Origin of the sequence: Kocuria sp. SM24M-10 (assembly GCF_001027955.1) — a bacterium.
GTDB classification, from domain to species: Bacteria; Actinomycetota; Actinomycetes; order Actinomycetales; family Micrococcaceae; genus Kocuria; species Kocuria oceani.
On the sequence record NZ_LDNX01000036.1, the window covers coordinates 1 to 5,843 of the forward strand.

General features: G+C 70.9%; 5 protein-coding genes. 2 read left to right on the forward strand and 3 right to left on the reverse strand.

Annotated elements, in window-relative coordinates; genetic code table 11:
• From ABL57_RS04005 to ABL57_RS04015, 3 genes are all read right to left on the reverse strand, one after another.
• Positions 1–791 (reverse strand): alcohol dehydrogenase catalytic domain-containing protein (locus ABL57_RS04005; RefSeq protein WP_047802165.1); only part of this gene is annotated, 791 nt, incomplete at its 3' end.
• Between the two features lie 131 nt (positions 792–922).
• A complete protein-coding gene (locus ABL57_RS04010; protein WP_047802166.1) occupies positions 923–3,391 on the reverse strand; it encodes an FAD-dependent oxidoreductase in 2,469 nt (822 codons plus the stop codon).
• 47 nt (positions 3,392–3,438) lie between these two features.
• A complete protein-coding gene (locus tag ABL57_RS04015; protein ID WP_047802167.1) occupies positions 3,439–3,801 on the reverse strand; it encodes a bifunctional 3-phenylpropionate/cinnamic acid dioxygenase ferredoxin subunit in 363 nt (120 codons plus the stop codon).
• Between the two features lie 354 nt (positions 3,802–4,155).
• Here ABL57_RS04015 and ABL57_RS04020 point away from each other — a divergent pair, with 354 nt between their 5' ends.
• A complete protein-coding gene (locus ABL57_RS04020; RefSeq protein WP_047802168.1) occupies positions 4,156–5,346 on the forward strand; it encodes an NAD(P)/FAD-dependent oxidoreductase in 1,191 nt (396 codons plus the stop codon).
• A gap of 78 nt (positions 5,347–5,424) precedes the next feature.
• Positions 5,425–5,843: aromatic ring-hydroxylating dioxygenase subunit alpha (locus ABL57_RS04025; protein ID WP_047802169.1), on the forward strand; the 419-nt coding region annotated here is incomplete at its 3' end.

A 5,843-nucleotide genomic window follows, 5' to 3' on the forward strand; every position in this document is an offset into this window, starting at 1 on the left:
AAGGTCGGGCCGATGCCCACCGCGTCGATCACCAGGTCCGCGCCGTGCCCGCCGGTGAGCGCCCGGATCGCCTCCACCGGGTCCTGCTGCCGCGAGTTCACGGTGTGGGTGGCCCCGAACTTCTGCGCCGTGGCCAGCTTCTCGTCGTCGAGGTCCACCGCGATGATCGTGCTCGCCCCGGCCAGTGCGGCCCCGGCGATCGCCGCGGCCCCGACCCCGCCGCAGCCGATCACCGCCACCGACTCCCCGCGCTTCACGGCCCCGGTGTTGAGCACCGCCCCGATCCCGGCCATCACCCCGCAGCCCAGCAGCCCCACCGCGGCGTACTGGTGGTCCTGGAGCTCGCCCTCGATCTTGGTGCACTGCCCGGCGGCCACCAGGGTCTTCTCCGCGAAGGAGCCGATGCCCAGGGCCGGGGTCAGCTCGGTGCCGTCCTCCAGGGTCATCTTCTGGGTGGCGTTGTGGGTGGCGAAGCAGTACCAGGGCTCGCCCCGCCGGCAGGCCCGGCACTGCCCGCACACCGCCCGCCAGTTCAGGATCACGTGGTCGCCCACGGCGACCTCCGTCACCCCCTCACCGACCGCCGAGACGATGCCCGAGGACTCGTGGCCCAGCAGGAACGGGTAGTCGTCACCGACGCCGCCCTCGACGTAGTGGTGGTCCGTCTGGCACACCCCGCAGGTGAGCACGTCCACCAGGGCCTCGCCCGGTCCCGGGTCCGGGACCAGGATGGTCTCCACGCTGACGGGCTGGTTCTTGCCCTTCGACACCACGCCTTTGACCTTGTGCATGCTGGAACTGCCTTTCGTCGTCGTCGGCACCGGGAACGGTGCTCGATCACAGAAGTCGTGCTGGGGTGTCCCGGTCCCGGGACGGGGCCGGGGGCGGAGCGGCACGCACTCCGTCCCCGGGAGGCCGGGCCTCAGCCGCGGATGCGCTCCATGCCGGGGTCCACGAGCGGCTCGGCGCTGACCGTGGCCGGGACGCGCTCGCCGAGGTACTCGATCTCCACGCCGTCGCCCTCGGAGATCTCCGGCGGGAGCCAGGCGTAGGCGACCGGCCGGCCCACGGTGTGCCCGAAGACGGCGCTGGTGACGTAGCCGGCGGCGGCGCCGTCCACGTACACGGGCTCCTTGCCCAGGACCACGGAGCGTCCGTCGTCGACGGTCAGGCAGCGCAGCCGGCGCCGGACCTGACCGTCGGAGGCCACCGCCTCCGAGCCCACGAACTCGCCCTTGTCCTTCTTGACGGCGAAGTCCAGTCCGGCCTCCACCGCGGTGTGCTCGGTGGTCATGTCGGTGCCCCAGGACCGGTAGCCCTTCTCCACGCGCAGGCTGTTGAAGGCCGCGCGCCCCGCGGGGACGATCCCGAACTCCTGGCCCGCCTCGTGCAGCAGGTCCCACAACCGCAGCCCCTGGTCGGCGGTGGTGTACAGCTCCCAGCCGAGCTCCCCCACGTAGGAGAGGCGCATCGCGGTGACCCGCAGGCCGCCCACCCGGATCTCCTTGGTGCGGAAGTACTTCAGGCCGTCGTTGGACAGGTCGTCGCGGGAGACCTTGGCCATGACCTCCCGGGCCTTCGGGCCCCACAACCCGATGCAGCAGGTCTCGGCGGTGGTGTCCCGGACCAGGGCCCAGGCGGTGGGGTCCTCGGCGCTCTGCCGGTTCGCCTCGGAGGACAGGTACGCCACGTCGACGCTGCTGTTGATGCCGGCCTGGAACAGGTTCTCGCTGAGCCGGGCCACGGTGATGTCGCTGCGGATCCCGGCCTTCTCGTCGAGCAGGAGGCAGTACGTCACGGCGCCCGGCTTGCGCAGGACGTTGCCGGTGGTGAGCCGCTGCAGCAGGGCGGCGGCCCCCGGCCCTTCGACCGTCACGCGCTTGAGCGGGGTCATGTCGTACATCGCCACGGCGGTGCGGGTCTTCCACGCCTCGACCGCCGCGATCGGCGAGTGGTACCGCGCCGCCCACGGCTCCCGCTCCGGCTCCCGCCACTCCTCGGGCAGCTGGTCCAGGAGCGCGGCGTTGGACTCGTACCAGTGCGGGCGCTCCCAGCCGTGGCTCTCCAGGAAGAACGCGCCGAGCTCCAGCTCCCGGGGGTAGAACGGGCTGACCCGCAGGTTGCGCGGCGACTCCCGGGGCTGGAGGGGGTGGAGGACGTCGTAGATCTCCACGAAGTTCTGCTTGCCCGTCTCCTCGACGTACTCCGGGGACAGCTGCACGTCGTCGAACCGGGTGGCCTCGCAGCCGTGCAGGTCCGTCTCCGGGACGCCGTCCACCAGCAGCTCGGCCATGGCCTTGGCCACGCCCGAGGAGTGGGTGACCCACACCGCCTCGGCCACCCAGAACCCGGCGAGGTCCGGGGACTCGCCGATGAGCGGGCCCCCGTCCGGGGTGAAGGAGAAGATCCCGTTGAAGCCCTCGGCCACCTCGCTGCCGCACAGGCTCGGCAGGAAGCGCTGGCTCTCGGCCCACTGCTCGGTGAAGTCCTCGGGCGTGAAGTCCAGACGGGAGGGCATCCGGTCGTGGGCGATGTCGCGGGGCGCGTAGTGCGGCAGGTCGGAGAGGTCCACCGGCATCGGGCGGTGCGCGTAGGAGCCGATGCCGATCCGGTCCCCCCACTCCCGGTAGTAGAGGTCCGCGTCCTGGTGCCGGAGGATCGGCAGGGTTGCCCCGTTCGGGGCGTCGTGCTTGCCCACCAGCTCGGGGACCGCGGAGGTGAAGACGTACTGGTGGGCCAGCGGCAGGATGGGGCACGGCATGCCGGCCATCTCGCCGATCGCGGGGCCCCAGAACCCGGCGCAGGAGACGACGATGTCCGCCGGCACGGTTCCGTCCGGCGTGGTCACACCGGTCACGCGGCCGTTCGACCGCTCGATGCCCGTGACGGTCGTCTCCGGGCAGTAGGTCACGCCGGCGCGGGTGGTGCGGTCGATGAGCACCTGCACCGCCTTGGCGGCCAGGGCGAGCCCGTCCGTCGCCACGTGGTAGCCGCCCAGGACCATCTCGGGGTTGACCAGGGGGTGCTGCGCGACCACCTCCTCGGGAGTCAGCAGCCGGCCCTCGAGGCCCCACGACGTCGCGTAGCCCACCTTGCGCTTGAGCTCCTCCAGCCGCGCCGGCGTGGTGGCCACCTCGAGGCCCCCGACCTGGTTGAAGCAGCCCAGGGACATGAGCTTCTCCACCGTGTACTGCGCGAAGTGGGTGAGCGACCGGGACGGGTTCGTCTGGTAGACGAGTCCGGGCGCGTGCGACGTCGAGCCGCCGGGAAGGGGCAGCGGGCCCTGTTCCAGGACGGTGACACTCGTCCAGCCGCGCTGGACGAGTTCGTCGGCAAGGTTGGTGCCGACGATGCCGGCTCCGATGATGACGACGCGAGGGGTGGTGCTCATGGGCGGTTCTCCTGACCTGCGGATGTCGTGCTGGGGTCGACCGGTTTTCAGTTCGACTGGGACTCGTGGCCGTGGGCCGTGAGCCCGGGCGGCAGGTTCGGGGCCTCGGTCGACTCCTCGACCATGATGTCGCCGTCCACGACGCTCACCTTGTGGGTCCGGACCGGCAGCTTGGCCGGGGGTGCGTCCACCGCACCGGTGCGGAGGTTGAACTTGGACGCGTGCAGCGGGCACTCCACCTCGCAGTCCTCCACCCAGCCGTCGGCGAGCGAGGCGTCCTGGTGGGTGCAGGTGTCGTCGAGGGCGAACAGCTCGCCCTCCTCCGTGTGGAACACGGCGATGGGCGGGACGGTGTCGAGGCGCAGGGCGTCACCGGGTGCGAGGTCCTTGAGGGGACAGGCCTTGTGCATCGGAGCGGATCCTTTCCTGAGGACGGGCCTGCCGTGCCGGGCAATCCGCGCCGGCCGAGCTGGCTCACCATGAGCAACAAGCATTGCAATGTGCAACAAGCGTGGAGACCGGCAATGCGTGCTGTCAAGAGGTCCACGCCAGTCGATTCGTGATCCAGGCCACAGCACGACATTTTGTAAATTTCTCGCGTCGCATTGACAGAACCCCTTGACGCTCCCTCTGCGCGAGACTCACTCTGAATCTCACATTACGAACCGTGTTGCACGACTTGCGCGTCACACCCGGGAACCGGCCTCTCGCCGCTGATCCGGGTCGCCACCCATCCGTTGTCTGTCTTTCGAAAGGGGTCCTTCATGGAGTCCCTCGTCATTGTCGGAGCCTCGCTGGCCGGTCTGTCGGCCGCGCGGGCGGCTCGCAACCTCGGCTTCGCCGGACGGCTGGTGATCATCGGTGATGATCCGGCTCGCCCCTACGACCGCCCGCCGCTGTCCAAGGACTTCCTGGCCGGGCGGATCGAGGTCGCGGATCTGGCCCTGGAGACCGACACCGACGCCCTGGCCGCGGAGTGGATCCTGGGCACCCCGGCGGTGTCCTTCGAGGCGGCCACCCGCACGGTGGTGCTGGCCGACGGGCGGCAGGTGCACGCCGACAAGCTGGTGATCGCCACCGGCGCCTCCCCCCGGACCCTGCCCCAGATCGCCGACGCGCCCAACGCGGTGAGCCTGCGCACCATCGCCGATGCGCAGAAGCTGCGCGGCCTGGTCCGGGCCGGTGGCCGGATGGTGGTCATCGGCGCCGGCTTCATCGGCGCCGAGGTCGCCTCCACCGCCCACGCGCTGGGCATGGAGGTCACCGTGCTGGAGAAGTCCCCCACCCCGCTGTGCGGGCCGCTGGGGGCGCAGCTGGGCGCGGTCGTGGCCGGGCTGCACGCCCGCGCCGGGGTCGAGCTGATCTGCGGGGCCGAGATCGCCGACTTCGCCCGCACCGACGGGCCCGTGGAGGCGGTGGTCCTGGCCGACGGGACCGTGCTGCCCACCGACGTGGTGGTCGTGGGCATCGGGGCGATCCCCAACGCCGATTGGCTGGAAGGCTCCGGGATCGAGCTGGGCAACGGCGTGCTCTGCGACGCGGTCGGGGCCACCAACATCCCCGGGGTCGTGGCCGTGGGCGACTGCGCCGCCTGGTGGGACCCGGCCGCCGGGCGCCACCACCGGGTGGAGCACTGGACCGGGGCCGCCGAACGCCCCGCGGTGGCTCTCGGGGCGCTGCTGGGCGCGGACCCGGCCACCCTGCCGGCCGTGAAGCCTCCCTACTTCTGGTCCGACCAGTACGGCACCCGCCTGCAGTTCGCCGGCGACGCCGCCGGGGCCGAGCGCATCGTCTACGAGCACGGCGACCCCCATGGGCCGTCCTTCCTGGCCGTCTACTACACCGGGGAAGACCCGGTCGCGGTGCTGGCCTGGAACCAGACCAAGCTCTTCTGCCGCTGGCGCAAGACCCTCGAGAAGCGCGCCACCGCCGCCGCCCGGCTGGTCGCCGCCTGACCACCCGTGCACCTCTCCTCTCCTTCTCTCGTCCTGACCCACCGCATTCCCCGCACCGTCTGAACCAAGGAGTTCGTGTTGTCGACCAACGTTGTCTCGGAGTCCCTGATCTCCACCCTGCCCGGTTCCACCTACGTGGACGAGGCCGTCTTCCGCGCCGAGCAGGAACGCATCTTCGAGCAGATGTGGTTCTGCGCCGTGCGCGCCGGTGACCTCGACAAGCCCGGGGCCTACCGCACCGTGCAGATCGGCCGGGAATCGATCATCATCACCCGCAACCGCAAGCACGGCATCCGCGCCTTCTACAACATCTGCCGCCACCGCGGCGTGAAACTGTGCATGGAGGAGACCGGCGAAGCCAACCGCTCCTTCCAGTGCCCCTACCACGCCTGGACCTACGACTTCGACGGCAAGCTCATCGCCGCCCCCAACCTCACCAAGATGCCCGACATCGACCGCCAGGAATACGGACTGGTCACCATCCCGGTGCGCGAGTA